21 protein-coding genes and 1 pseudogene are annotated in these 25,563 nt (G+C 44.9%); 12 read left to right on the forward strand and 10 right to left on the reverse strand.

Annotation, left to right across the window (positions count from 1 at the left end; genetic code table 11):
- The first annotated feature begins 12 nt into the window (after positions 1-12).
- The 3 genes from pnuC to QT990_RS22105 all read left to right on the forward strand — a co-directional run bounded on the left by pnuC (position 13) and on the right by QT990_RS22105 (position 2,288).
- Positions 13-684, forward strand: coding sequence for a nicotinamide riboside transporter PnuC (gene pnuC / locus QT990_RS22095; RefSeq protein ID WP_333143817.1), 672 nt, complete (start codon positions 13-15; stop codon positions 682-684).
- Complete coding sequence (locus QT990_RS22100) at positions 681-1,670, forward strand: AAA family ATPase (RefSeq protein ID WP_333143816.1); 990 nt, start codon at positions 681-683, stop codon at positions 1,668-1,670. The genes pnuC and QT990_RS22100 overlap by 4 nt, the downstream gene beginning before the upstream one ends.
- 129 nt (positions 1,671-1,799) lie before the next feature.
- Positions 1,800-2,288, forward strand: a complete 489-nt coding sequence (locus QT990_RS22105; RefSeq protein WP_333143815.1) for a hypothetical protein — start codon at positions 1,800-1,802, stop codon at positions 2,286-2,288.
- A gap of 142 nt (positions 2,289-2,430) precedes the next feature.
- Here QT990_RS22105 and QT990_RS22110 read toward each other — a convergent pair whose 3' ends face one another.
- Genes QT990_RS22110 through QT990_RS22125 form a run of 4 tightly spaced genes read right to left on the reverse strand, consistent with a single transcriptional unit; the run spans position 2,431 to position 3,951 of the window.
- Positions 2,431-2,787, reverse strand: a complete 357-nt coding sequence (locus QT990_RS22110) for a HepT-like ribonuclease domain-containing protein (RefSeq protein ID WP_333106827.1) — start codon at positions 2,785-2,787, stop codon at positions 2,431-2,433.
- The gene (locus QT990_RS22115; RefSeq protein WP_333143814.1) at positions 2,765-3,112 is read right to left on the reverse strand and encodes a nucleotidyltransferase family protein; all 348 of its coding nucleotides are present in this window, start codon (positions 3,110-3,112) and stop codon (positions 2,765-2,767) included. The genes QT990_RS22110 and QT990_RS22115 overlap by 23 nt, the downstream gene beginning before the upstream one ends.
- Positions 3,113-3,151: 39 nt before the next feature.
- On the reverse strand, positions 3,152-3,664 hold the full coding sequence (locus QT990_RS22120) for a GNAT family N-acetyltransferase (protein ID WP_333143813.1): 513 nt from the start codon (positions 3,662-3,664) through the stop codon (positions 3,152-3,154).
- Positions 3,655-3,951 carry a DUF1778 domain-containing protein gene (locus tag QT990_RS22125; RefSeq protein WP_333143812.1) on the reverse strand — a complete coding sequence of 99 codons (297 nt, stop codon included), beginning with the start codon at positions 3,949-3,951 and terminating at the stop codon, positions 3,655-3,657. The genes QT990_RS22120 and QT990_RS22125 overlap by 10 nt, the downstream gene beginning before the upstream one ends.
- 295 nt (positions 3,952-4,246) lie before the next feature.
- Here QT990_RS22125 and QT990_RS22130 point away from each other — a divergent pair, with 295 nt between their 5' ends.
- From QT990_RS22130 to QT990_RS22145, 4 genes are all read left to right on the forward strand, one after another.
- Complete coding sequence (locus QT990_RS22130; protein ID WP_333143811.1) at positions 4,247-5,641, forward strand: branched-chain amino acid ABC transporter substrate-binding protein; 1,395 nt, start codon at positions 4,247-4,249, stop codon at positions 5,639-5,641.
- A 259-nt stretch (positions 5,642-5,900) separates the two neighbouring features.
- Positions 5,901-6,977, forward strand: a complete 1,077-nt coding sequence (locus tag QT990_RS22135; RefSeq protein WP_333143810.1) for a branched-chain amino acid ABC transporter permease — start codon at positions 5,901-5,903, stop codon at positions 6,975-6,977.
- Positions 6,978-7,147: 170 nt separating this feature from the next.
- Positions 7,148-7,549: a type II toxin-antitoxin system RelE/ParE family toxin gene (locus QT990_RS22140; RefSeq protein ID WP_333143809.1), complete on the forward strand. Its 402-nt coding sequence runs from the start codon at positions 7,148-7,150 to the stop codon at positions 7,547-7,549.
- Positions 7,550-7,571: 22 nt separating this feature from the next.
- Positions 7,572-7,862, forward strand: a complete 291-nt coding sequence (locus QT990_RS22145; protein WP_333300584.1) for a helix-turn-helix transcriptional regulator — start codon at positions 7,572-7,574, stop codon at positions 7,860-7,862.
- A 29-nt stretch (positions 7,863-7,891) separates the two neighbouring features.
- Here QT990_RS22145 and QT990_RS22150 read toward each other — a convergent pair whose 3' ends face one another.
- Positions 7,892-8,494 carry a Uma2 family endonuclease gene (locus tag QT990_RS22150; RefSeq protein WP_333143807.1) on the reverse strand — a complete coding sequence of 201 codons (603 nt, stop codon included), beginning with the start codon at positions 8,492-8,494 and terminating at the stop codon, positions 7,892-7,894.
- Positions 8,495-8,630: 136 nt separating this feature from the next.
- On the opposite strand from QT990_RS22150, the gene QT990_RS22155 reads away from it, so the two are divergent.
- Together QT990_RS22155 and QT990_RS22160 are read left to right on the forward strand one after the other, a co-directional pair.
- Positions 8,631-10,196: an ABC transporter permease subunit gene (locus QT990_RS22155; protein WP_333143806.1), complete on the forward strand. Its 1,566-nt coding sequence runs from the start codon at positions 8,631-8,633 to the stop codon at positions 10,194-10,196.
- 272 nt (positions 10,197-10,468) lie between these two features.
- Positions 10,469-11,302 (forward strand): SAM-dependent methyltransferase, encoded by an 834-nt coding sequence (locus QT990_RS22160; protein WP_333143805.1) that lies wholly within the window; start codon positions 10,469-10,471, stop codon positions 11,300-11,302.
- A gap of 261 nt (positions 11,303-11,563) precedes the next feature.
- Here QT990_RS22160 and QT990_RS22165 read toward each other — a convergent pair whose 3' ends face one another.
- From QT990_RS22165 to dpdE, 5 genes are read right to left on the reverse strand one after another with little or no spacing between them, the layout of a single operon-like run.
- Positions 11,564-12,271, reverse strand: a complete 708-nt coding sequence (locus tag QT990_RS22165; RefSeq protein WP_333143804.1) for a hypothetical protein — start codon at positions 12,269-12,271, stop codon at positions 11,564-11,566.
- A gap of 5 nt (positions 12,272-12,276) precedes the next feature.
- Positions 12,277-15,387, reverse strand: coding sequence for a protein DpdH (gene dpdH / locus QT990_RS22170; protein ID WP_333465751.1), 3,111 nt, complete (start codon positions 15,385-15,387; stop codon positions 12,277-12,279).
- Positions 15,384-16,271: a protein DpdG gene (gene dpdG / locus QT990_RS22175; protein WP_333143802.1), complete on the reverse strand. Its 888-nt coding sequence runs from the start codon at positions 16,269-16,271 to the stop codon at positions 15,384-15,386. The genes dpdH and dpdG overlap by 4 nt, the downstream gene beginning before the upstream one ends.
- Positions 16,268-18,811 (reverse strand): protein DpdF, encoded by a 2,544-nt coding sequence (gene dpdF, locus QT990_RS22180; RefSeq protein WP_333465752.1) that lies wholly within the window; start codon positions 18,809-18,811, stop codon positions 16,268-16,270. The genes dpdG and dpdF overlap by 4 nt, the downstream gene beginning before the upstream one ends.
- Positions 18,811-22,179 (reverse strand): protein DpdE, encoded by a 3,369-nt coding sequence (dpdE, locus tag QT990_RS22185; RefSeq protein WP_333465753.1) that lies wholly within the window; start codon positions 22,177-22,179, stop codon positions 18,811-18,813. The genes dpdF and dpdE overlap by 1 nt, the downstream gene beginning before the upstream one ends.
- A 293-nt stretch (positions 22,180-22,472) precedes the next feature.
- Here dpdE and QT990_RS22190 point away from each other — a divergent pair, with 293 nt between their 5' ends.
- The 3 genes and pseudogenes from QT990_RS22190 to QT990_RS22200 all read left to right on the forward strand — a co-directional run bounded on the left by QT990_RS22190 (position 22,473) and on the right by QT990_RS22200 (position 25,545).
- Positions 22,473-23,252 (forward strand): ABC transporter ATP-binding protein, encoded by a 780-nt coding sequence (locus tag QT990_RS22190; protein ID WP_333143799.1) that lies wholly within the window; start codon positions 22,473-22,475, stop codon positions 23,250-23,252.
- Between the two features lie 61 nt (positions 23,253-23,313).
- Positions 23,314-24,021: an ABC transporter ATP-binding protein gene (locus QT990_RS22195; RefSeq protein ID WP_006631855.1), complete on the forward strand. Its 708-nt coding sequence runs from the start codon at positions 23,314-23,316 to the stop codon at positions 24,019-24,021.
- A 363-nt stretch (positions 24,022-24,384) separates the two neighbouring features.
- A pseudogene (locus QT990_RS22200) lies at positions 24,385-25,545 on the forward strand (RNA-guided endonuclease InsQ/TnpB family protein).
- Positions 25,546-25,563: the final 18 nt, after the last annotated feature.

The following is a 25,563-nucleotide window of genomic DNA, read 5'->3' on the forward strand; positions in this document are numbered from 1 at the left end:
ATAGGGATGGCCATGAAAAAAGCGAATCTGCCAAACTTAATCGGCTTCGCAGCAAGCATCTTCGTGCTCCTGCTTTCAGTGCAGTGGTTTGTCCCTATCCAACTCGACTTAATCGAAGCGATAGCCGCGATCGCTTCTGCTTGGAGCGTTTGGCTGCTTGCTAAAAACAATCCCCTAGGCTGGTGGATCGGCTTAATCGGAGTTATCGCCTACGCTGCGGTGTTTTATCAAGTTAAACTGTACGGCGAAGTTGCGCTTCAATCCTTCTATTTGATCACGAGCTTCCAAGCAATTTATATTTGGCTGCGGGGTGGCGAAAACAGCACAGAAAAACCTGTATCTCGCATAAACCAACGCTGGCTCATCCTCACCGCAGTCTTCGTTACAGTTGGTGTATTTGGCTTGCGAACAGTATTAGTATATTTGGGCGGTGCAGCACCATTTTGGGACGCCCTGACCACCATCTTAAGCGCGATCGCCCAGTTGTATCTGATGGAACGCTATCTCGAAAGCTGGTATTTGTGGATTGTTGCAGACACGATTTACGTTCCCTTGTATGCCTCGCGCGGGCTATATCTGACGAGTATTTTGTACGCGATATTTTGCTTAATGGCAATTTTCGGACTGCAAAATTTTCAGCGGATTTACTCGGAACAAAAGTTAAAACAGCAGCAATCTTTATGATACTCGGTGTTACTGTAGGCAAATTTTACCCCTTCCACAAAGGACACGACTACTTAATTCGAGAAGCTAAAAAAAAGGTTGACCGTTTAATCGTTCTCGCCTGTTATAAAACAAATCAAGCAGTTGCAGGAAGCGTTAGAGCCGACTGGATTCGGTTTTTGCATCCCGATGCAGAAGTTATCGAAGTGCTCGACGATTTGCCGGAAGCCCCCGAACCTTGGGCTCAGAGGACTCTTGAGGTGCTTTCTGGGCGAAAACCCGATATCGCTTTTTCTTCAGAAGATTACGGCGAACCTTGGGCAAAACTGATGGGATCTCAACACTGTGCAGTCGATCGCGAACGGCTCAAATTCCCGATTTCGGGAACGCAATTGCGATCGCACTTAGCCGAACACTGGCAAATGCTGACTCCCCCAGCCAAAGCCTACTTTGCCAAACGAGTCTGCGTGCTGGGTGTAGAATCGAGCGGCACGACTACCCTGGCACGATCGCTCGCACAGCACTACCAAACTGTTTGGGTTCCCGAATACGGCAGGTGTTACTGGGAAGGCAGGCAATATTCGCCCGATCCGGAAATTTGGGACAGCTATGAATTTGTAGAAATTGCCAAGAAACAAGCTGCTATAGAAGACGATATTGCTACTCGCGCTAACAAAGTCGTTATCTGCGATACAGATTCTTTAGCTACTTGTATTTGGCACAAACGTTACCTTGGTTCCGAACACCCGATGGTCGAGCAAATTGCAGACAGCCGCCGCTACGATTTGTATATTTTGACTCAGCCGGATTTCGGGTTTGTTCAGGATGGAACGCGAGAAAGCGAACATTTACGGATGACTATGCACCAGTGGTTTGTTGAGGTTCTTCAGAAGAAAGGAAAGCGGTATATTACTGTGGGAGGAACGCACGAGTTGCGAATGTCGGATGCAATTGGGGCGATCGATTCACTGTTGGTGTTTGAAGCGTTAAAGGAGCTAGAGAATTAGGAATAAGTGGAGTGCGATCGCGCACCTTTTATTGGCGGGCGATCGCTCTTTTGAAATATCTCTTGCTTCTCTAGATATCTATTAGAATAGTCGAACTAGGCGATTAAAAGGATTGCAGGGAAACGATTCATGAAACTCACGGATTTGCCCCAAGATGTTCTCGATGATTTATGTCAGGATCGACAGTGGCGATTAGATATCGATCCAGGATTTGACAGCAAACACGAATTTTGGATGGCGTGGCATCATTTTCTCAAGTTACCGCAGGAATCCTACTTTGAGATATCCGAAGATAGTCTGGCAGATTTTCTCACAGTCCAAGAGTATAACCTGCTGCTGCCAGTGCCGCGATCGCACCATGCCTGCATCCATCCCATTCGATTGATTCCGAGTGCTGACCAACAGACACTCACCCTGTTTCTTCAGGACTCTTACCATCGTGATTGGTTCACAAAGCCCAGCGATGCCCGTTATGGATTTCTGGCGATATGCGATCGCTATCAGAAGTTTGGTTGCGATTTCTATCTTGCCAGCTATTATCATTTCGCTTACCTCCTCGGAAAGGATTACGAAGTGGCTGTAGCGATTCTTACTAAAAAATTAGGTCAGCTACCGTAGTTGATGTCCGATTGAATGATATCGATTAAGATTAGTTTGTAGTGAGGACTAAAGTCCTTCGATCCTGCGGACTAAAGTCCTCACTACAAACCGGATCGATCGCCCTCAAGCGCTAAGCGGAGGAATTTGACCGGGCATGATATCAAATATCATCGGGTAACGGTGGCAGTAATGCCTCTATTTGCACCAGCAAACCAGGCAAAATACTTGTAACGATATTCCAAATAACTTCCGAACTCACTTGGTCATAGCGATGAACCAAAATATTTCGTAAGTTAATCGCATTTCGCCAATCAATTTCGGGATGGAACTGCTGAAACTCGCTCGAAACTCTGCGAGCTGCTTCGCCCAAAATCCCCAACTGCCGCTCTACGGCACTTTGCATAAAAACACTTTCAAGGTAAGTGTCGCAAGAGGCATCAGCAGTAAACTCCTGAATCCGACGGATTGCTTGCGCCATGTCCCAAAGTGAAGCTCTATCCCGATCGCCCGCTTGCATAAATCACTCGATAGGTTTTCAAAATGTTCGATCGCCGATAGGGATTTTTTAACAGCTTTTTTTCCACCAAATCTACAGATCGCTGAAATAAATGCTCTATCTCTTCCTGCATACCCAATAAATGAGACAGCGTGAGGCGGTGGGATGGCTCGTAAGTAACTAATACATCCACATCGCTATCAGGGCGAAAATCATCCCGCAGCACTGAGCCAAACAGGGCAAACTCGACAATGTTCCAGCGCTGGCAAAATTGCGCGATCGCATCCAGAGAGACTTTTAAGCGATCGCTCACTACATATTCTAAATCTGATTGCAACTCAATCATCCGCGAGTCAACCTCCAACGAGAGCAAATAATGTCTGAGCTAAAGTGAAGCAATGGCATCGCTAACTTTCACCATGAGTGTCATCGGATCGATCGGCGAAACAGTAAACCCGCACTTCTGGTAAAACTGCTTCGCATCTTCGGAGATAGCGTGTACGAGAATTGCGCGTATTCCTGCAATCTCAGCAGCTTGCAAAGTGCGAAGAATTGCATCCCGCAGCAAAGCGCGTCCGATGCCGGAACCTTGCCAGTTGCGATCGCAGGCAAGCCGTCCAATCACCATAACAGGAATCGGATCGGGCATATTGCGCCGGACTTTACCCGTTGCAGTAGTTTGTGCTATTGCTCCATTTGCAAGACAATAGTACGCAATGACTGCTTGGCGATCGCACAAAACATAAGTCCGTGAAGCCCCCTCTGACTCATTTTTCAGAGCGCGGCGCTTGAGCCATTCATCTAACTGACTGTTGCCTGAATCAAAGGTCTCAATTTGATGTAACGAGTTCAGTTTTTCAGGGGGGCAGAGTTGGCCTAAATCTCGATCTAATCCCACGGAGATTTTGTTTTTAGTAATGCGTTTAGCTTCTGATTTGGCGTCGGCGGTGCATCCAGCAGCGCCAAAAATTGCTTAAATTTAATTTCATCTAACCCAAAAAAACAGCGGTCTAGAAGAACATCTTGAGCTTTTTGGTAAGCTGATTCAAGCATGAACTCCGATCGGCTCTTTCCCTGTAATTGGGCCGCGCGATCGATTACAGCGCGTTGATTCGGCTTAGCTCGAATGTTGATTGTCACATCGCGGGTCTGGCTGACTGATTCTTCAGATGCTGGCGGGTGCATAACAGTTACCTCTGGCTAGACACAGTAGTAATTTGAGCTAGTAGCCCTAGCATATTTATATGCTAATTTTTTGTATACACAATGTCAACACATATACTGAAATCTGCGATCGCGGATCTAGTTAACCGCGAGGGAATCGTGAACTCACGCATTGTACGGGCAGCCCCCGCCGCCGCTGATACAGGATCGCTCGGCCTAAGTCCTGATGTTGCCTTTCTAGGTCTGTTTTTGATAGTTGACACAAATTTTTTAAACTTGTGCTAACCCTTGACTACATACTTAAAACAGTGAAAATATGCTAAGACGCAAGCAACAAACGAACCAACCTATGAAGTTTTCCCAGAAGTCAGGGGGCAAAAGTGCCACATCCCCAAAAATCAACTCAACACACAATCTCGGCGTCGGAGGATTGCGGAAATTACTTTTTGCCGCCGGAATAGCCTCTCTGTGCGCTAGCTGTCAAAATCCTCAAGCACCCACCGCCACAACTCCCGGAGGCAGCCCCGGAACCAGTCCTGCAGCCACTCCCGTCGCAGTCAGCAGCCCCGGAGACCCAAATACTGTCAAAATTGTCTCCATGCTGCCGATGACAGGCAGCGCCTTGGGTCAAGCTCAAACAATGGTCAACGGCATCCAACAAGCCCTCGCCGAAACCAACTCCAAAGCTTGCGACGGCAAAATCCAAATCCAATACGAAGTTTACGATGACGCCACCGCCGCGGCCGGCAAATGGGACCCCGCCCAAGTAACCTCGAACTCCAACAAAGCCGTCGCTGACGCTTCGGTAGTTGCCGTCATCGGTCACTATAACTCCGGTGCCGCCAAACTTTCCATTCCCGTGCTCAACCAAGCTAACATCGTCATGATCAGTCCGGCCAACACTTATCCGGGACTGACTAAACCAGGAAAAGGCGAAGCCAAAGAACCCAACGTTTATTATCCCGCTGGCACTCGTAATTTCACCCGCGTTGTCCCCGCTGACGACCTTCAAGGGGCTGTAGCTGGCAACTGGGCGAAATCTTTAGGCGTACAAAAAGTCTACATTCTCGACGACCAAGAACTCTACGGCAAAGGCATCGCTGATGTTTTTGAAGCAACTTCTAAAAAGTTGGGAATTCAAGTCCTCGGAAGAGAGGGAATTGATATTAAAGCTAGCGACTATAAGGCGTTAATGAATAAGATCAAAGCTTTAAATCCCGACATGATTTACTTCGGTGGCACTACTCAGAGCAACGCCGGACAAATAATTAAAGACATGAGAAATGTTGGGATGGCGGCTGATGCAGTTAAGTTCATGGGGCCCGACGGCATTAAAGAGCAAGCTTTAATTGACGCGGCGGGCAAAGATGCCGAAGGAATTTACGCTACTTTTGGTGGCTTGCCTCCTCAAGAATTGACTGGTGCGGGCGCGAAGTGGTACGAAAGTTACAAGGCAAAATATAATGCTGAACCGGAAGCTTATGCAGCTTATGCCTATGAAGCTGCTAAAGTTGCGATCGGCGCAATTAATAAAGTTTGCAAAAATGACCGCGCTGCTATCCGCGAAGCTGTCTTGGCAACTAAAGACTTTAACGGGGTACTCGGCACTTGGAGTTTTGACACCAACGGCGACACGAGCTTGACTACAATGTCAGGAAATGTGGTTAAAGGTGGCAAGTGGGAGTTCGTGAATGCGCTCAAGACGGAATAATTAGTCAGTTGTCAGTTGACTGTTGTCAGTTGACTGTTGACTGTTGTCAGTTGACTGTTGGCTGTTGACTGTTGTCAGTAGTGATTTTAACTGGTTCCTAAGCAGAGCCTAGGAACCAATGTCACTCTTGGCCGGCTGGGCTTTCCGATCCGAAAAATTGGAGGTAGAGCCTCCGAATCCGCGTTTCTAATATCTGCCTAGAAACGAGTAGAATGAATGTTCCTAATGCCCAATTTCCAATTCCCCATTACGAATAATTATGAAAAACTGGAAAAGTATTCTCTTATATGTAGGTGTAGTTTATATAGTTTTGCTATTAGGCCCGATCGCAGGATTTGATTTGCCAAAAATAGTTGGTGAAATAGTCAGCAATCCCGAAGTTTTTATCCAACAATTATTAGTTGGTCTTGTTAACGGCGCGCTGATTGCAATTATTGCTTTGGGTTACACTATGGTTTATGGCATTATTGAGTTAATCAATTTTGCTCACGGCGACTTGTATATGTTGGGTGCTTTTGCTTCCCTAACCGTGTTCGGGGCTTTTGGGATGCAAGATGGCGCACCTTTGGCTATTGCTATACCGGTGATGTTAGTTGCTTTAATTGTATGTTCGGTGTTTTGTGCTGGGTTGAATATTGTTGTGGAAAAGTATGCTTATCGACCTTTGCGAAATGCTCCTCGTTTAGCTCCTTTAATTTCGGCAATTGGAGTTTCTTTTATTTTCCAAAATATGGGGCTGTTTTGGGGAGGATTGAAAGCTTTTATTCCGGTGATGGGTTCTAATTCTGCTGCGCCGAAAAGTTTTCCCGATTTGTTGCCGCGAGTTGATATTTTCAAAGCTTTGGGAATTCAAACGAGTATTGTATTTACTACGAAAGATTTAATTGTGTTGGTGGTGGCGGTGGTATTGATGGTTTTGCTTCATGTGTTTGTGCAATACACTCGTCTGGGAAAGGCGATGCGGGCAACTGCTCAAAGCCGGGATGCTGCTAAAATTATGGGAATTAATGTGGATCAGATTATTGCTCTGACTTTTTTGATTGGGGGAGCTTTGGCGGGTTCGGCGGGGATTCTGGTTGGTCTGTACAACAATACTATTGTTTTTACGATGGGGTTTACGGCGGGTTTGAGGGCTTTTACGGCAGCAGTTTTGGGGGGAATTGGCAATATTGTCGGGGCGATGTTGGGGGGGGTTTTGATTGGGTTGCTTTCGTCTTTGAGCGATCAGTATTTGTCGAGCCGCTGGACTAATGCTTGGGTGTTTGGGGTTTTGGTGGTGATTTTGGCTTTTCGGCCTGGGGGTTTGTTGGGAGAAAATGTTCAGGAAAAGGTTTAATTGGGAAATGGAAAAAGGGGAATATGTCAAACAAGATAATTCAAGCAATTTAACTGGTTCCCAGGGTCGGCTTGGGAACTGATGTCTAGAGGCTCTGCCTCGCATCACCAAATCTGCTAATTATAGCAATATTGTGATAAAGTAAATGTGGATGACGAGGGTCGAAAACTGTGCCCGAAACAAAAGTTATTTTTTATCAAGATCGAGAAGGCGCGGCTCCAGTTCTGGAATGGCTTAAGATACTCCTGAAGCACGATCGCAAAGGCTATGCCAACTGTGTTGCGCGAATTCAACAACTAGCAAGTACAGGTTACGAGTTACGACGACCTGTGGCAGATTACCTGCGTGACGGAATTTATGAATTACGGGCAAAGCATCTCCGAGTGCAGTATCGCATTTTGTACTTCTTTAATGGGCAGAATGTAGCAATTTTGGCTCATGCCATCACAAAAGATGAGGATCGAGTCCCTGATACAGAGATTGAGCGGGCAATTCAGCAAAAGGCTCAATTTGAAGCCAATCCAGCAGTTCATACCTATGTGGAGGAAACAGAAGATGGCGAAGACGAATGATGCACTGAAGATCCTTCAACAAATGACCTCTGAAGATCCTGAAATGGAGGAAATGATTAAAGAATCCTCTTTCAATGCAGAACTTGCACAACTGATTTATCGTGCTCGGACGCAAGCAGGATTGACCCAACAGCAACTTGCCGATCGCATTGGGACAAAACATTCGGTGATTGCGGAGCTTGAAGATGCTGAGTATGAGGAACACTCGCTTTTAATGCTGCAAAAAATTGCACGTGCGCTCAATCAGCGATTGGAGGTTCAACTGATCCCGATCGCCCTTGAGGAAAATCGCACTGAGCAGCGTAGTGCGTAAATTAAGAAATGAGTATGCGCGATCGCCTATTATTTACTCAATTCCACTATTTTCGGTTCGATACTAAAGCCAGGTTTGAGCCAGCCAAAAACTTCGCCTAAAGTCAACTGCATTTCCGGCATAAAATTGGGCATCGGGAGTATATCTGTTGGTTCTTGCAAGGAAATCGGCTGCTGCCTTGCGGGATAGGCTAAAATGTTTTTTTCATCGGGATCGAGCAACCAACCCATCTGGCAACCGGCATTCAAACAGTGCAAAATATTGTTTGTGACTTTGGTTTGGCTTTGGGCTGGGGACAAAATTTCTATTGTCCAGTCTGGGTGAGCATTAAATGTATTGGCAATTTCGCCGTCAGCGTCTAGGGGAATGCGATTCCAAACAAAAATCGCGACATCGGGGACAATAGAACGTCCGCCAAAGGTGCAGCGAAGTTCTGGAAATGCCCAAGCAATCCGCTGAGGTTTGCCCGCTGCATTAACCCTCGTGATAAGTTCTCCCTGAATTGTGCTGTGTTTTCCTTGTGGCATAGGTTTTTGTAAAATCGCACCTTTGATGTATTCGCTAGCGGGTTTGGTTTCTGGGAGTTGCAAAAACTCGTCGAGGGTGATAGTTTTTTGAGGTGCTTGTACCATATAGCGATCGCCCGTTTGAAGTGTGTTGGGGTAACAGTTCCAGTATATAGCAGTTGACAGTTGACAGTTGACAGTTGACAGTTGACAGTTGACAGTTGACAGTGACTAATAACTAATGACTAATAACTAATGACTAATGACTAATAAAATAATCCAAGCAATTAAATCGACTGGTATTTTAGGGGCGATCGCCTCTTTGACTGTTTTGTTATTCGGCGGTTGGAGCGGCACTGTGATCGGCTGGCTGATGGGTACGGCGGCGGGCTTTATGAGCTGTCGGGATCAGAAGGTTTACAGCCCGAAAATGGGTGCTGCGATCGGCAGTTTAGCCGGTTTGGGATTGGGAGTTTGGCTGTTAGTTGCGAGTGTGGTAGAAGGGGTTTTGATTAGACCTTTGTCTGGTCAACCTGCTGTTGCTTTGCCGACGACGCTGCTGTACGGGATTTGCAGTTTGACGATCGCAATTTTGACAGCTACGTTAATGGGTGCTTTGCAGGGTTTGCAGGGAGAACGCCAGCGGCTGGCAACTCTGGTGACATTAGCTTTTATTCTAATTCTGTTTCCGTTTATCGACATTCAGGCTCAGACCGGCTGGATTGCTACTGTAGTACAGATTCAAATCTTTATTATGTTGGCGCTGGGTTTGAATATTACGGTGGGTTTTGCGGGTTTGTTGGATTTGGGATATGCGGCGTTTTTTGCGATCGGCGCTTACACGACGGCTTTGCTATCTTCTGGGCAGTTAAATATTGCTTGGAACTTTTGGGTGGTACTGCCGATCGCGGCCGGTGTAGCTGCGATCGCGGGCGTAATCCTGGGTATTCCGACACTGCGGCTCAAGGGCGATTATTTGGCGATTGTTACCCTCGGTTTTGGCGAAATTATCCCCGTTGTCTTTAGGAATTTAACGGCGATTCGGATCGACGAACCAGTCTCGAAGATTGTTGCGGCTGTTTTGGGCAAACCAGAGTTGGTGCTGTGTCTGGTTGGGTGCGATCGACCTTTTAACCTCACCGGCGGCGAAGCGGGAATAAACCCGATCGGGCGACCATCTCTCCCCATCGTCGGCACTTTCAGCACCGGCAACTACTTTCCCTGGTACTACCTAATTTTACTGTTAGTTGTCTTCGCTTACTTCATGATTTCGCGGCTGCGAGATTCCCGCTTGGGGAGGGCGTGGAATGCCATGCGCGAAGATGAATTAGCGGCGAGTGCGATGGGGATTAACCTGGTCAAAACCAAACTTTCGGCTTTTGCGATGGGAGCGACGTTTTCGGGCTTTGCAGGCGCGTTTTACGCCGCCTATATCAGCGCAATTTTTCCCAGCGTTTTCGATTTCTCGGTGTCGGTAATCATCCTGTGTATGGTGATTTTAGGCGGTTTGGGCAACATGACCGGGGTGATTTTGGGGGCTATCATTATCATGTCTGCCGATCGACTTTATCTGCCACAATTAGCGCAAGTCCTCAAGGGTTTTCTGAATACTTTTGTACTCCCCAGGATTGCAATTCCCCAGTTGCGAGACTTTCTGGCAACCAGTTTAGACCCGATTCAAATGCGCTTATTTCTATTCGGCCTAACTCTTGTTGTCATGATGCTTGTGCGGCCGGAGGGACTGATTCCTGATAAAATACACCAAGCTGAACTGCATTCGGATGCTGAAGCGAGCAATGAGTCTTTAGCAGATGCGAGAAGTCAATAAGTAGGTAAGGGCAAAAACCATAGTATTTTGTAGGCGGGTTTAGCTAAGAATCTAGGATGCAACTCACATTTTGCACCATTCTCAAGAACAGGCAAGATGCCTGTTCCACAATAAAATTCACTCTTTGTGGAACAGGCATCTTGCCTGTTCATAAAAACCTTATTTAGAATGGTGCAACATCTAAGATACAAGGGAGTTTAGGGGTGTAAAAACCCCCTCCCCATCTAATGTTTATTTGTAACCAACTACTTAGTAAGGGTGAAAGATTAGCCATGAAAAATGTAACTGGTACTGCTTTTATCGTTGCGGAATTTAGAGCAGAAGAGAATGAAGAGGCCATTCCTCTGTATACTGATCATGTAGTAAAAATATGGCTGAATGAGGAAACAAAAAAAGTAGCTAGCCACATAGCTCAAAGCTCTCCCGCCGCTAAAGAAATGGTTAAGTTGCGGACTAAATATTTTGATGATGTTTTGTCAAATCAAATTTTAGGAGGTTGCAAGCAAGTAGTTATTTTAGGTTCAGGCTTGGATACTCGCGCTGCTAGAATTAATGGCGAAAAAGTCACTTATTTTGAAATAGACGATCGCGCGACTTTTCAATTAAAAGCAGAAACTCTCAAAGCAAACAAAGTTACTGCCAATGTTCGCTATATTCCCGGCGATTACGTAAAAGACGGTTTAATCTCCTTGCTGAAACAGAGTGAATTTGATTTCGCTCGACAGACATATTTTTTGTGGGAAGGCAACACTACTTTGGTTGACAAAAAAGATGTAATATTTGTACTAGAACAAATTCGCGACAATTTTCCTAATTTTCGAGTATCCTTTGATTATATGTCGGAAAAGGTGATTTTGAGAACGACGGGCTACCAAGATATCAATGATTACATAGATAAATACGAAAGTATGTATGCACCGTGGATTACTGGGTTTGAAAAGATTGCAACTTGGGCTGATGAACTCAATCTCAAAGTTATTGAAAACTTTTCGACTGCCGATTTACACGCACAGTATCGCCCTGGCCGTTCGCTAGAATCTAATCTTTTTAAGTTCTATTTTGTTTGTACTTTAGAAAATGCAGTAGGGGGCGTCAATCGATTTTAGATTTTAGATTTTAGATTTTAGATTGACCCCACGGATAAATGCGGGGGCTTGAAGATTTTCGATTTTCAATTTTGGATTGATTCCACGGATAAATCACGTGGCGGGTATCATCAAGAAATTCTTGGTCAGTCAAGAGATTTGACTCAACTCACACAATTTGCTGCTGACGCACCGCAGAGTACAGACGATCGCACTTTGTCGGTACCCTAGAAAATGCAGGAGGGTGCGTCAGTGATTTCTTGGACAATCGCAAACCATTTATTAGGTCAAGCGAATTCGTAAAGAATCAATAAGACCCTGTTTAGTCAACCAATCTTCTACCTCTGGCGTTAAAAGTCCCAGGGTAGCACCCTCATTAGCAGCCACTCTCAGAAAACGAAGCACTGCTTCAGGAACCTCATCAGCATTTAAGCCCTCCCAGCACTGCTTTAATTGCTCAATTAGCCGATCGACTTTATCAAAATCCTCACTGCTTTGGGGAATTGAGTTAGACGCCCGAATTTGCAAATCTAAATTTCTAATTCGTTGGATAGTTGGCTTAAATGCCGAAACTTTATCCAATAAATTTAGGATTTCATTATTAGTGCGGGGCCTATTTTGATTTCGGTAGCGCCGCCAAGCTTGACTCAATTGGTCTTCTAGAGCTTTTTGCAATTGCTCTATCCTCAAATTGAAATTTATTTTATTGAAATTTTCATTGTCTATAATCCACTCAGGATCTGCTTTAAATTCTGCCTCAACATTAGCAATAAAATTCAGCAGTTCGTCAGCTTTTTGAGTTAGAGCGAAATTGGCAATTCCTCTTTGGCGAAAAGCTCTCAAAGATTGAACGAGAGGTATAGTTCCAGCGACAGCTTGCTCTATTTGCTGTTGTCGAGATTGAAAGCCTTGAAGATGGGTTGCATACGTCTGAAGATTAATTTTCTTGTGAGATAAGTCAATCAGTTGAGTTGATTTTTCGAGAAGCATATTATCTATCCTTTAATTTCAGTAATTAGATTTCGCAGTTTAGCCAATCCATCTTGAATAGCCCTATGGCAAGATTCTACTGTTGCACCACCTGACACTTCTAAAACTTCAATTTGGTTATTCGCATCGGTTAGAGAAGCATCAAGAAAATTGTTAGTGCTGCCGACAAATTCGGCAGCCTCTGTCATTGTTTTTTGATGATTTTCCCTGAGATACTCAAGCAGCTTCCCCGGTTTACTATCGGGATTATCTTTCTCAGCTTGCACGCGCTTCATTGTTCCTAAATATCTATCAAGCCCAACTCGTTTAAACTGTTCCCATACTGATTTTAGCTCATCGACATTCTTTCTGCCTCGAAATACACCAGCTTCTGTCGAGCTATCGATCGCCCGCTTTACTAAATCGGTAACATCTTTTTTCTTGATGTCTTCCCCTAATGCAGCTACTAGAGAATTGTAAACACCAAGTTGGCGATCGCACTCTTCCTGAATCGCTTTTTCTAGCAGTTCATCCGCAGCTTGACGCGCTTTCTCAATTTCGGGAAACTTTTCTCGAACATCTGTCGGAATTTCACATTGAGGTTGCCAAGATTTGCTAACCTGTTGCAATGGGTCGAGGATTTGTACAACATCAATAATCTGAAATTGTTTAGAACTTCCTTTTGTGCAGGCAGTGCGACTTTTAACAATTTCTAGTAAAGCCTCCCGGTGGTTTTGTAAGCTATTAAATAGCTTTTTCCAGTTAGCTGAACGATTTTCTAAATCTTTTGCTTCTAAATCGAGAAACAAACTATTAATCAAATGTTCAATCGAATCTGTAGGATGTCCTGCCATTGTGGCGGCGATCGCCAGTAGTTCAACTGCCGCAGGGACAGGGTTCCAAGGTTCCCCAGACTCGCGGGGATACAGGCGAATTTGCTCAACTACATATTGACTCCATTTTTCCAGTTGTTTGGCGTAGGTGCGAAAGTAGCGAGATCCATCGGGGAACTTCCAATGCTTGTAATGGTTGTATTGCAAAATACCTTGAAAGGCGATCGCCGTTTCCCGAAACTCATCTGCATCATCAGGATTCAGAGGAAGAGATAGTTTAACTCCAGAAATCGTCTCCCTCGTCACTTTTCGACTATAAAAAGTAATATTTCTGCTTTTAAAATATGTCGTCCCACTACTAGCAAAAACCCCCTTAAGCAGCATTTCCGTATCCCATTCGATCCGCTCGCCGATAGCTGAGTAAATCAACGGCCGCAGTTCCCCAGCGATATCTTGCGGGAAACTTTCTTGAGTGTTGTTCCACCTATCAAGAAATTCTTTTTGCCTAGTCAGCTTGTCGGGAACTTGTCCGGCTGCTGCCAGATTTTTTTTAGTTTTAGATTGTGACTCAACTTGATACTTACTAACAGAAGACCTAGACTCTTTAGGACCAGAAATAGATGATGATTTTTTTGTAGGCTGAACCTTCACGCCCAGCGCCGGAATATCAAATGCAGAGTGAACTTCTGGGTGCAAATCACAAAGCTCGTTACTATCCGTCCACAAATCTAGGAGAATCTGGCGGCGATCGCCATTTTCTGGATCTTTCGCTTGAATATCTCCCTGAACCATTGCACTCAGCCGCATCTTACCAAAGTGTTCTCGCACAGAAATAGCAGGAAACTCTCCGCCCTCGATATCAGCAGCAGAATTTTCTAGCGTCCACTTAAGAACATCTTTAATCAAAATCCGAGGGTTAAAATTGCCGGGATTGACTCTAGAAAGCATTTGTTCTAATCCTTCAGGCGTAAAAGGATACAAACCCAAACCGTCTGCTTCTGAAAAACCTGCATGACAAGCTAATTTATGTTCGCATTCATTGCAAGCACTAGGTAGAGATTCTCGATCCGCACCTTCGCGATTGCGAGAGTCAGCCCACCAATTTTGAATTGTTTTATCCTCCAAACGCACGGCGTTGAGATATCGACCCACAAATTGTTTGATATCTGCATAATTCACTAAAGATTGTTCGCCAACTGTGCCAAGGTCAAGATTAACGCTAAAAGTAATCCGCTGTTTTACAGTATCTAACCTCAGACTGTCAAAATAGCCCGTAGTACAAGCTAGCGCCGTTCGGATCGCGCACAAATGTTTGCCACCCGGTTGTTGAGGTCGCGCTAAAACTGCTTCTAAAACTTCGCGATCGATGCCTTGCAATTTAGCAAAATCTTCAATCAGCAAAACTAACTCTATTCCTTGTTGGGCTAAAGTTTCGCGAACTTCCCCCATCAATCTTTGTAAATCTTCCCGCCCCAAGCTCAAAACCTGAGCTATGGCTTCATCTAAATGTCGGTTCAACCAATCTACAGTTGCCCTTTGAATATCCTCATCGCCGATGAGTAAGCTATAAAATTCCCGCGCAGACTGCCCAGCTTTTTGCAAGTTTAAAACATTGAGAGGCAAGTCATTTAGCGAAAAATGCCTCCGTTCTTCCACAACTTCTACCGTATCTCGCTGTCCGAGAATGTGGATAACTAATTGATGGATAATACCCCCATCCTTTAGCCAGTATTCTTTTCGGAAAAATGGATCGTATAGGAAAGAATCAACAGCACCAACTAGGTAATCTTCCACGTCCGACAGTTTTGTGCGATCGCCCCGACCGTTTGGGCCAACCGCAGCCGCAAGCTGATTCAGAAGTTGTTCCCGCGCTTGCGCTTCTGTCAAGCTGCTAGTGGCTCGATTTAAACGCTGCCGGTATTCATCAAAAGTTGCTCCTGCCATCCCTTCTAATATTAAACTGAGAATATCTTTGAGATTCGTTCCAATTTTGGGTATGAGCAAAACTCGGCGCTTTTGGGTCGATTCAATATTGGCAGCCAGCCAGCGAATCAGGTGAGATTTTCCCGTCCCGGAACTTCCTAAAACTGGCACGAAAGCGAAATCTTTTTCAGCGAGAAAGTCTTTCAGAAATTGTTCCTCACTGTAGGTAACACGCGACGGTGCATCGATAAGTTCCTGGCGGTACATGGCAATTGGATGGTGAGTTGCCAGAAATATACTATCTGGAGTTTGCGTAGCCTCCACACCCATTACGCGGCGAACGCGATCGACATCCCAGCAAACAAATTTTGTAAAAGTCATAGTTCTACTCCCGTCCAAATAATATGAGAAAATCCTGCTTCTTTGTCACCACTTGGAAAGATGAATAAATCGGCATCCGACTCTTTTATAAGCTGGATGCACTTATCATCCTGAAGGCGGAATAAAGCAAAAGCCGTGCTAGTTGATAAATGATTGGGTAAGCGACCACCAATTTTTTCTTCAACCTGTTCTCGAAATTTTCCAGTTTCAAACAGAGGACATTTTTGAGCTAGACGATCGATAAAATCTCGAATTGAAAGTTTAGCTTTTGCTTCTCCTTGAAATAAATCCTTTAAATTTCGTCTGAGATAAGCAGTTGGCTCAGCCACAACAAGTTTTTTGTTGGAATCTGAAGCATGACCCCAAGCAAACCCTAAATAACACATCCAGTCCTCGACTTGACCAAACAAACTATTGCTGGATATTTTCAAATCTAAAGACTCAGCAACTCCCTGCTCTGCGACACGCTGTTCTACTTCTTGCCATGTACCGGGAGCATCATAAATATCCTGTGCTAAATACCATGCTATTAACCGACCTAAATCTTCTTCATCTTCGTTATCAGAAGCAAACAATAGCTGTACCAGCGTATCGGGTAACAATTTATCACCCATTTTAGGATGTCGAGATGCTTCGGGAATCTCAAAATTTATAGCAATATCATCATTGTCTGCGATTAATAAGCGACATTTTATGCTTTCTCGCAGTGCAGCATCAAACATCGGATATTCGGCACTTTTGTTTCTCCCTTCTGACAATTCATGTGGAGAAAGCAGCCGAGTGAGTTTTTCCTTGTTTTCGCGCTGTTTGGGTGCTTCAAGTAAATATCTAAATATTCCTCGCATTCTGCTAGGAGTAGCCAAAGCAGTTTTTAAGACGCTCATAAATTAACCTCCCTGCAAAAATGGTTAAACATCAAGTATCTGCCTGAAAAAATATTAATCAGCTTGCGGTCATCGCGGCTCGGATCGGGTGTATCTACGGGAAGCATAATGATTAGCGGAGCTTGAGAAGTTCTGTTGAGTGACAGATAGTTGTGAGGGATAGCCTTTCCGGGCGGATGAAATATCAGGGTGGGAATGCGCGGCATCAGCATGGGTTCGTATTTCCAAAACACAAATCTACCATTGGCCATTCCATTGGTTGCTCCTATCAATATACTCTGAAATTCATCAGCCACAACAAGATTATTAATTCCCTGCTCGATTAACCAGTTAAAAAGTTTAGGGCTTTTGAGTTGCCAGCTTTGAGCTTCAAGAGACTCATAGAAAACTAGCATTAATTTATTTCCTCCTAGCAATCCTTTTAGTTCTTCACCTACAAAAAAATTCGGTTTTTGCCATACAGGTAATGGCGCAGGCATAATTCCCGAAAACTCTGGTTCCCTGTTTTTTCTGCAAACAGGACATCCACCGCAAGCGCGAGAAACTATCACCTGTTTTCTCGGTTCTAGCACTGCACGGGCGGGAATAGTGTAAGCTTCAGCAAAGATTTCGGAAATACAGCGTTTCGGCCGCAAAACCTCACGCATCAATTGCAGATTTTTATAGCTCCAGTTTTGGCGCTGTTGGCGAATTGGCTCTACTTTATGTTCCCAAGTTTGACGATTCAGATGTGATTCATCTCGGATGCGGATGAACCGGGACTCTCTGTGCAGTTCCCAAGCTTCGTTATAAGCTGCTTCCGATTTAAAATTTCTTCTTCGCGGCGGTTCCTCGGCATCAATATCGATTAAACCCGATCGACTCATCAGCGTTAAAGTGCGGATGTTCCAAGCCTGATTCTGTTGGCTGTTCATGTCAATGTCTCCTGATTGTAAGGATGGAGGAATATTGACGGGAACGCGAAACCGCCCATCGGGAAGAATTTCTTTCCTCAAAAACATACTTTTCCACCGCTGAAAACCCCGATCGATCGTTATGGCAGATTTGTCATTAAGCGATTTGGCAATCTCTAAGTCTTCATTGGTATGTAAGGTGAGCGAGATTGCTGCTTGGCCGTCTCGACCCCCTCGACCCACTTCTTGATAAAAGCGATCGATAGTTTCTGGGATGCAGACATGAAGCACGGCTCGAATATCTGACTGATCCACGCCCAATCCGAAGGCAGAAGTAGCAACAACTATATCAACTCGTCTCTCGCGCAAATTTTCAATCAGTTGAGAGCGTTCTTCTGGGCTGGATTCCCCGGTCATAATCGCACACCGTTTGAATCCAGCCGACAATAAATCCTGTTGCCATCGCCTGACATCTTCGCGTTTCGTGGCGTAAACAATCAGAGGGCGGGGAAGATGATAAACTGCTTCAATTAATCGCTGTTTCCTGATTTCTTCACTTTGACACCAAGCAAACCAATAAGACGGTTCCGGTCGCAACTGTACGGCAGATATCACTTGAAACGGGCCGGGTTTCCCGAATAAAATTTCTAGGGTATCTAAACAGGATTCTGTTAAGGTTGCAGTCAGCAATAAAGTTGTAAAAGAAGTTAAGCGCAGCAAATCTCTTCGCAAACCTGGGAGTTCTTGAAAAGCGGGGCGGAATTCATCGCCCCACTGTTCGACGATATGCGCTTCATCTATTACGAAATACCGCAGCATTTCTGATTTGGCGGCTTCGTAAAGAGCAGGTGCGAGAGAATTCATCAAGCTTTCGGGTGAGGTGAAAACGATTCGCTGGGTGCCGTTGCGAATGCGATCGCGAATTTCCTGCCGTCTCTCTTGTCCTTGCCCAAACTCGTCGCCATAATAGGCAGTGGCATGGTTCACAAAAGGTTTTAAAGCTCGTTCCTGGTCAATGGCTAGTGCTGTAGTTGGTACTACAACAACTGTTACACCAGCATTTTTCGATCGCACCAGCGCTGGCAATTGAGCGCAGAGACTTTTCCCCGATCCAGTAGGCAGGTTAATGGCGAGTGTCGAATTGTCAGGAGCCGTCAAAACAGCCCGAATTGCTTCACGTTGCCCTACACTCCGATACTTCTGCCAATTCACCAATTCCAGAAACGGATCTCCCTCTACTGGCTCGTAATTGCGGCGTTTTTTATCATCAAGTACGGGTTTTTCTGGGGGATATTGTGCGGAAAAATCTAGCCAATCAGGCTGCCAAGGATGAGCGCTAATCAGATAGTAATCCGCACCTTCGATCAAAATATCGATACCGCTTTGTTGCCACATTTCGCGATCGGGAAAAAGAGAAGTCCGAGGTACTTTCAAAGTTGGGGGTATCCCGCCCTTTTGCTCGTATTCCCGCCGCAGAACCTGACGGATCAGAGCCGCAATATCTCCCATTCCCGGCGCATAAGAAGTTCCCGCAGCATCCAAAGTTTCCAGCAAGCGCCTGTAACCAACTTCTGAAAATTGACTTGTATCGCCAGGAATCTTATCTGTCTGGAGAATTTCTCTGAGCTTTTGAAAAGAATCAGCCATCACTCATCTCCCCCTTCCTGAGATTCAACCGGAGGTCGCCCAGAAACTACAATAAATCCTACAGAATCAAGCTTGATTCGCGGATGGCGAATTCCTTCTAAAATAGCTTGACTTAACGCAGTTTCTATGTTGACTTCTTTTGCTAGTAAAGAGTGCGAAGTTTGTTGGCTTTCAGCCATTCGGTTGAGGCGCAGCCGCAGTTGGTCTAGTCTATTTCCTAGTTTCTGGTCGGCGATTCGGGCGCGCTGTTCGCAGAGCGAGATAAAAAAAGTGCGATCGCGCAACAGTATTTCCGAAGTCTCCCGCGCCTGACTGCACAAATCAGGCCACTTACTCTCATCAACAAACTCATTGAGAACCGATAATCGACTTTTTGCTAAATTATAATCTCGGCAGGGATGAGAAATTTTACCCTTGTATGAACCTTGCAGAATCTTCAAAACAGCTTCATCTTCAACAATGCTCATTGGTTCGTAGCGAGCATCAATAAAAATTGTCTCTAGGATTGGAGGAAATAACGCATCAGCGCGCCGTTTCACAGATACAAATCTACTTCGCTCCAGCTCAAAATCTGTTGAAACTTGCTGGGCTAATTCCAAATCAGCCTCGACTACATAATTAAAGCGAAAACCCAACCATTCCATCCCTTCTCCAGCATCCCAAGAGCGATCGCATCGCCATAGAGCAAATGCTTGACCCCTGTCATCCCAATGGATATAAGATGCTAGTGCTTCCACAAATCCTTCCCCAATACGGTAGAGGTTGACACCAGGATATTTAGTTGATATTCTCCGGTTATAAGTACCAGAGGGTTGTGCATAAGCAGCAAAGCGAGTTTGCAGATCGTGGATGGGAATTAGAGTGCGCTTAGTAGGTTGATAACGCCCTACTTTTTCTAAATTCGGATCGTCAATTTGTTTGAAGTGCAGTGCTTGACATATCCAGTCTTCTGTTGCTCGTTTAATTTCCTGATGGCGAGCATCATAATCATCTAAAATTTGAAAATATTGGGTAGCATTTTCATCCTGGGCATCTATTTCATCTAAAGCGTTTTGTTCGCTAATTTTTACTTGTTCTTCAGCAATTTCTTGTTGGATAGTCCCTATCATTTCCAATAGTCCACTAGCACCAGATTGAAACATAGTGGTTAGTAGTCCTGGTAGTTTTTCATCTACATAAAACTGGAGACTGGCAATTGATTGATGAAAGATGCCGAAACCGTCTTTTAATAATTGATACCAAGCATCGTGAGGGCTATCCTCTAAGTCTGAGCCTGCGAATACTGTAAATTGAACATTTAAAGGGCGACCAATGCGATCGATCCTACCAATCCTTTGTTCTAAACGATTTGGCGACCAGGGAAGATCGAAATGAATCATCCAATCAACAAATTGAAAGTTCCGACCTTCTTCAGCAGAGGAATCGCAAACAAGGATAAAACAATTTCGGTCATTTTTGAACTTGTTGAGGCTTTTCTCAACATGAGAACGAGACAGTCCTAATTGATGGCTAGCTACAGAGGCCTGACCAAAGGTATCTGATAAGCACCGGAAAATTTCAGCGCCTGTTTGGGCAAAACTGGTGAAAATGACAATTTTAGGTAGGGGAGTTCCCGATATCGGTCTGCGAATTTGCTGTTGCACCTGTTCGAGCAATTTATGAAGGTTGCTGCGATAAGATTGAAGTTTAAAAGTCTCTGAAAGATGATACAGTATCACTATCTTTAGTAATTCGAGGCGAGATCCTTCTTCTGAAGGTTGCTGAATAATTCTTAGTAAAGATTGCAAAATCTGTTCTTCCCCAGAAAATTTAGGGGTTTCTGTCAGAATGCGGATATTATCAGCACCAAATTCTTGAATCAAGGCAGAATGGGAGATGCCGCTTAAACGGGTTTCCAGCACTTGCGCTAAAATCCCTAACCAAGTCCCGCTAGCACGGAATAAAAGTAGAAAAATTTGCTGATATTGTTGTTGGTTAGGAGCGACTGTGCGCCATTCATCAATTAGTTCGTGAAGTTGGGGCGATCGCTCATCTAAGTCATACTCTACTTTTGGTGTCACATTTCGGGCAAAAATTACATCTTCCACCGCAGCGCGACGGTTGCGGAGCATTCGACGGTGTAACCGATAGGTGTCGCTGATGTGGGTGCGAATCGATCGCACAATTCGATCTCGATCTGCCGGGAGTGTTTCTTTAGAAAGCAAACAATTTTGTAATTCCTCTACGAGATTTAGCAGATATTTATCTTCAGAAAAAAGGTTTCGCAGTTGGTTGAGGTTAGTTTTAAGCACAAACGGATTTGCTTTCTCTTTAAATGAGAGTAAAACTCGACCAATTTGTTGGCGGTTTTTCACCCTCGCACGAAAACCTTCTAAATCATCAAGTTGGTAGGTGCTCGGATCGAGTAGGTGCAGCATCGCCAGGAAATCTTGCTCGTGATTGAGAACTGGAGTTGCAGATAATAGAAGTAGGCGATCGCTTTTATGAGCGAGGTGTTTGCAAGTCTGGAAACGGCTGCGCTTTATCGAATCTGAAGAGGTCGCCATTGCTGCAATATGATGTGCTTCATCTAAAATCAGGAAGCCCAAATCGGCATTCGGGCTGACTCGATCGACATCCTCTACTGCAAGAACCTGGACACGATTGTCCAAGTCAGAGACATAGAATTTATGTTCTAATTCTTGAAGCCACTGTTCCCGCAGGTATTGCGGTACAAGCACCACTGCACGTCCCTGCGGTTCATCGAGGAGATACTGGCGAAGAATAGCACCTGCTTCGATCGTCTTTCCCAGTCCAACTTCATCCGCTAAGAGGTAACGTTGAATGGGGTCTTCGAGTACGCGGCGGACAACTTCAACTTGATGGGGATAAAGGTCAATATTGGCAGAAATCAGCCCTGTCATCCCGCGACTGACAGCGCGTTGTTCGATGAGACACTGGACAAAAGCTAAACGTCGATCGTGAAAGTAGGGCGTTTCCTGACCTTTCATCGCTAGAGTTTCGATGGGGTCATCGATGGGTAGATTGCAACGAACGTAAATTTCGTGCTCAGCAACTAATGCTATCTTTTTATCGGGTAGATCGATTCGATACTGACCTTTGTCTTGATCCCAGTCAAAAATTCGGCCAATTATCCATGTATCCTGGGTTTCTGGCTGGATGTAGCATCGTGTCTGAGGCGGGAGTTGAACTCTATAAAGCGAAGTTAAGGGTAAGGTTTTTTCCAGGCGTTGCCCAATTGAGCAGAAGTATTCAACCGTTGCTGTAGAGTAGGATAGCTCGGTAACTTTTCCGATTCCTAAGTCGTTGTTTGGCGATTTTTCTGCGGAGACGCTTCGCGATCGCACCAGCAAACCAAGCTTTATCATAGTTCCGGCCTCTACATACCCTCTTACTAGACTAGCCCATCCCCATGAAAAACTAGCAGTGTAATTTAATTTTCCACCCTTTTTGTCCTTACACTCAAGGGGAAACCTTAAACCGAAACGCAGTCATGAAGCTTGGCCCAAGACTTTCTGTAACGCATTCCGATCCCCAAATCTTTCCGTGTGGTAACGAGCATCCCACCACAGCCAAGCTGACGCACTTTAACAGAGCCGATTTGGTATTATATAGAATCCGAGCTATAACCGCTTAACTAATATTAGGAATCACAACCAAAATGTCATTATTAGAAGCACAGCAACTTACAATGCGATTCGGCGGTTTGACTGCCGTTAACCAGGTGAGTTTAACATTGGAAAAAGGCTCGATCGCCAGTTTGATCGGCCCCAACGGTGCGGGCAAAACTACTTTTTTTAATATGCTGACAGGTATCTACAAACCGAGTGCGGGTCAGTTGCTCCTAGAACAGAAGAATATCACGGGTTTACCGCCCGATCGCCTGACAACTTTCGGCATTGCTAGAACTTTTCAAAATATCCGCTTGTTTAACAACATGACTGTCCTGGATAATGTTTTAGTAGGTAGACACTGCCGATTAAAAACAGGTTTGTTGGGTGCAATCCTCCGCCCTCCCGCTGCGAATCTGGAGGAGCGGGAAGCTAAAATAAAAGCGCTCGCTATGCTTGATTTTGTCGGTTTAGGTGTTGCTAAAGCGCCGGAGTTGGCAAAAAACCTTTCCTACGGCGATCAGCGTAGATTGGAAATTGCGCGGGCTTTGGCTTCCGATCCGAAAGTGTTGCTTTTGGACGAACCAACTGCCGGGATGAACCCGAACGAAACGGCTGATTTAACTCGCTTTATTTACCGAATTCGCGATGAGTTGAATTTGAGTATTTTGCTGATTGAACATGATATGAAAGTGGTGATGGGAATTAGTGATCGCGTGAGTGTTATGGAGTACGGTACTAAAATTGCTGAGGGAACTCCGGCAGAAGTTCGCGCCGATCCCCGCGTGATTGAGGCATATTTGGGAAAAGAAGAAGATGGACATGGTTAATGGGTAAATATCTCCATATTTTGATTAAGATTTAGGTAAAGATAGCCCACAAAGAGCAATTATGTTGGAAATTAAAGACATTCACACCTACTACGGAAATATCCACGCTCTCAAAGGAGTATCGCTAACAGTGTCGCAGGGAGAAGTTGTGACATTAATCGGCAGCAACGGGGCGGGGAAAACTACAACTCTCCGCACGATTCAAGGACTGCTGCGCCCGCGCCAAGGCACTGTATTATTTGAGGGAAAGCCTTTAGAAGCACTATCTACAGAGGCGATCGTCCGTTTGGGGATTTCTCAAAGTCCCGAAGGGCGGTTGATTTTTCCGCGCATGACGGTGCAAGAAAACCTGGAAATGGGTGCTTATCTCCGCAACGATACTCTCGGTATCAAGTCAGATATGGAAAAAGCATTAAATTTATTTCCCCGTTTGCGAGAAAGAATTAGTCAAAAAGGGGGAACTCTCAGCGGCGGCGAACAGCAAATGTTGGCGATCGCCCGCGCTTTGATGTCGCGCCCCCGCTTGTTATTATTGGACGAGCCGAGTATGGGATTGGCACCGATGTTAGTCAGTCAAATTTTTGCGATCGTCCGTGATATTAATGCTGAAGGAACAACTATTTTACTGGTGGAACAAAACGCCCGCATGGCTTTAAGTGTAGCCCACCGCGGCTATGTCATCCAAACCGGTCAGGTTGTAGTTGCTGGTACGGCTAGCGATTTGCAGTCAAATGAAACTGTTCGCAAAGCGTATTTAGGTGAAAGTTAAATAGGGGCATGGGGCATTGGGCATGGGGCATTGGGCATGGGGCATGGGGCATGGGGCATGGGAATGGGGCATGGGGAATGGGGCATGGGGCATTGGGAATGGGGCATGGGGCATGGGGCATTGGGAATGGGGCATGGGGCATGGGGCATGGGGCATGGGGCACTGGTTATTGGTTATTGAAACTGACAAATAACCAATAACAACCAACAAATAGAAAATAACAAATAACAAATAACCTCTTACCAAGAAACTGGGTCTAAAGCCCCGTCCTTATAGGACGGCTTTAATTATAAGTAATATGAAGAATTATTAAATATACAGACTTGTAAGTAAAAGTTATAGCAAAAGTGAGAGACTATTCCAATGATAGTTTTAGAGTTTAAGTTGAAGGGCAAAGCGGAACAATATCGAATCATAGACGACATGATTCGGACGGCTCAATTTGTCCGAAATAAAACTCTTAGACATTGGGTAGACAATCAAGGGATTAAGCTAGTAGACCTGTACAAACAATGCGCGGTTATGGCAAAAGAGTTTGAATGGGCGGGCAAGCTTAATTCGACGGCACGTCAAGCTTCAGCGGAACGTGCCATTTTTGCTATCCAACGTTTCTTTGCTAATTGCAAAAGGAAAAAACCCGGAAAAAAGGGATATCCACAGTACAAGAAACATACTCGTTCCGTTGAGTACAAGCAATCCGGTTGGGCGCTTTCTACCGACAAAAGATGTCTAACATTTAAGGACGGTTTTGCTGCTGGGAGATTTAAGTTAATCGGCAGTCGGGATTTGCATTTCTATGCGCCCGATGAGATTAAACGAATCAGGGTTGTGCGTCGTGCCGACGGATACTACGCCCAATTCTGCATCAACGTTGAACGAAAAGAGGAACCCGTTTCTACTGGTAAATTTATTGGCATAGATGTCGGGTTAAACCACTTCTATACTGACAGCGACGGTGAAACAGTTCCTAATCCTCGGTATCTCAGAAAAAGTGAAAAAGCTTTGAAGAGATTGCATCAGCGAGTTTCTCGGAAAAAGAAAGGTTCCAGAAACCGGAAAAAAGCGCTCAACAAGTTAGGAAGAAAGCACCTAAAGGTTAGTCGGCAGCGTAAAGACTTCGCCATAAAGACGGCCTTGTGCGCGGTGAAATCTAACGATTTCGTAGCCTAGGTCGAACTTCAGGTGCGGAACATGGTTAAAAACCACAAGCTCGCTAAATCAATTAGCGATGTGGCGTGGTCATTGTTTGCTCAATGGTTGGAATATTTTGGAAAAGTGTACAGCAAAACAGTAATTGCTGTTCCACCTCAGTACACTTCCCAGGATTGTTCAAATTGTGGAAACCTAGTCAAGAAAACTCTGTCAACTCGAACCCATATTTGTAGTTGTGGTGCGGTGTTAGATCGCGATCACAATGCCGGAAAAAACATTTTGGTAAAGGGTTTGAAGCAGGCAGGAATCAATTTACAGCATATTCCATGTATATATGATACACTGTATTTAGTACATAAGCGAAAAAAATGAAACCTTATTCGATCGAGT

It is taken from the genome of Microcoleus sp. T3_B1 (assembly GCF_036700445.1).
Taxonomy (GTDB): domain Bacteria; phylum Cyanobacteriota; class Cyanobacteriia; order Cyanobacteriales; family Microcoleaceae; genus Microcoleus.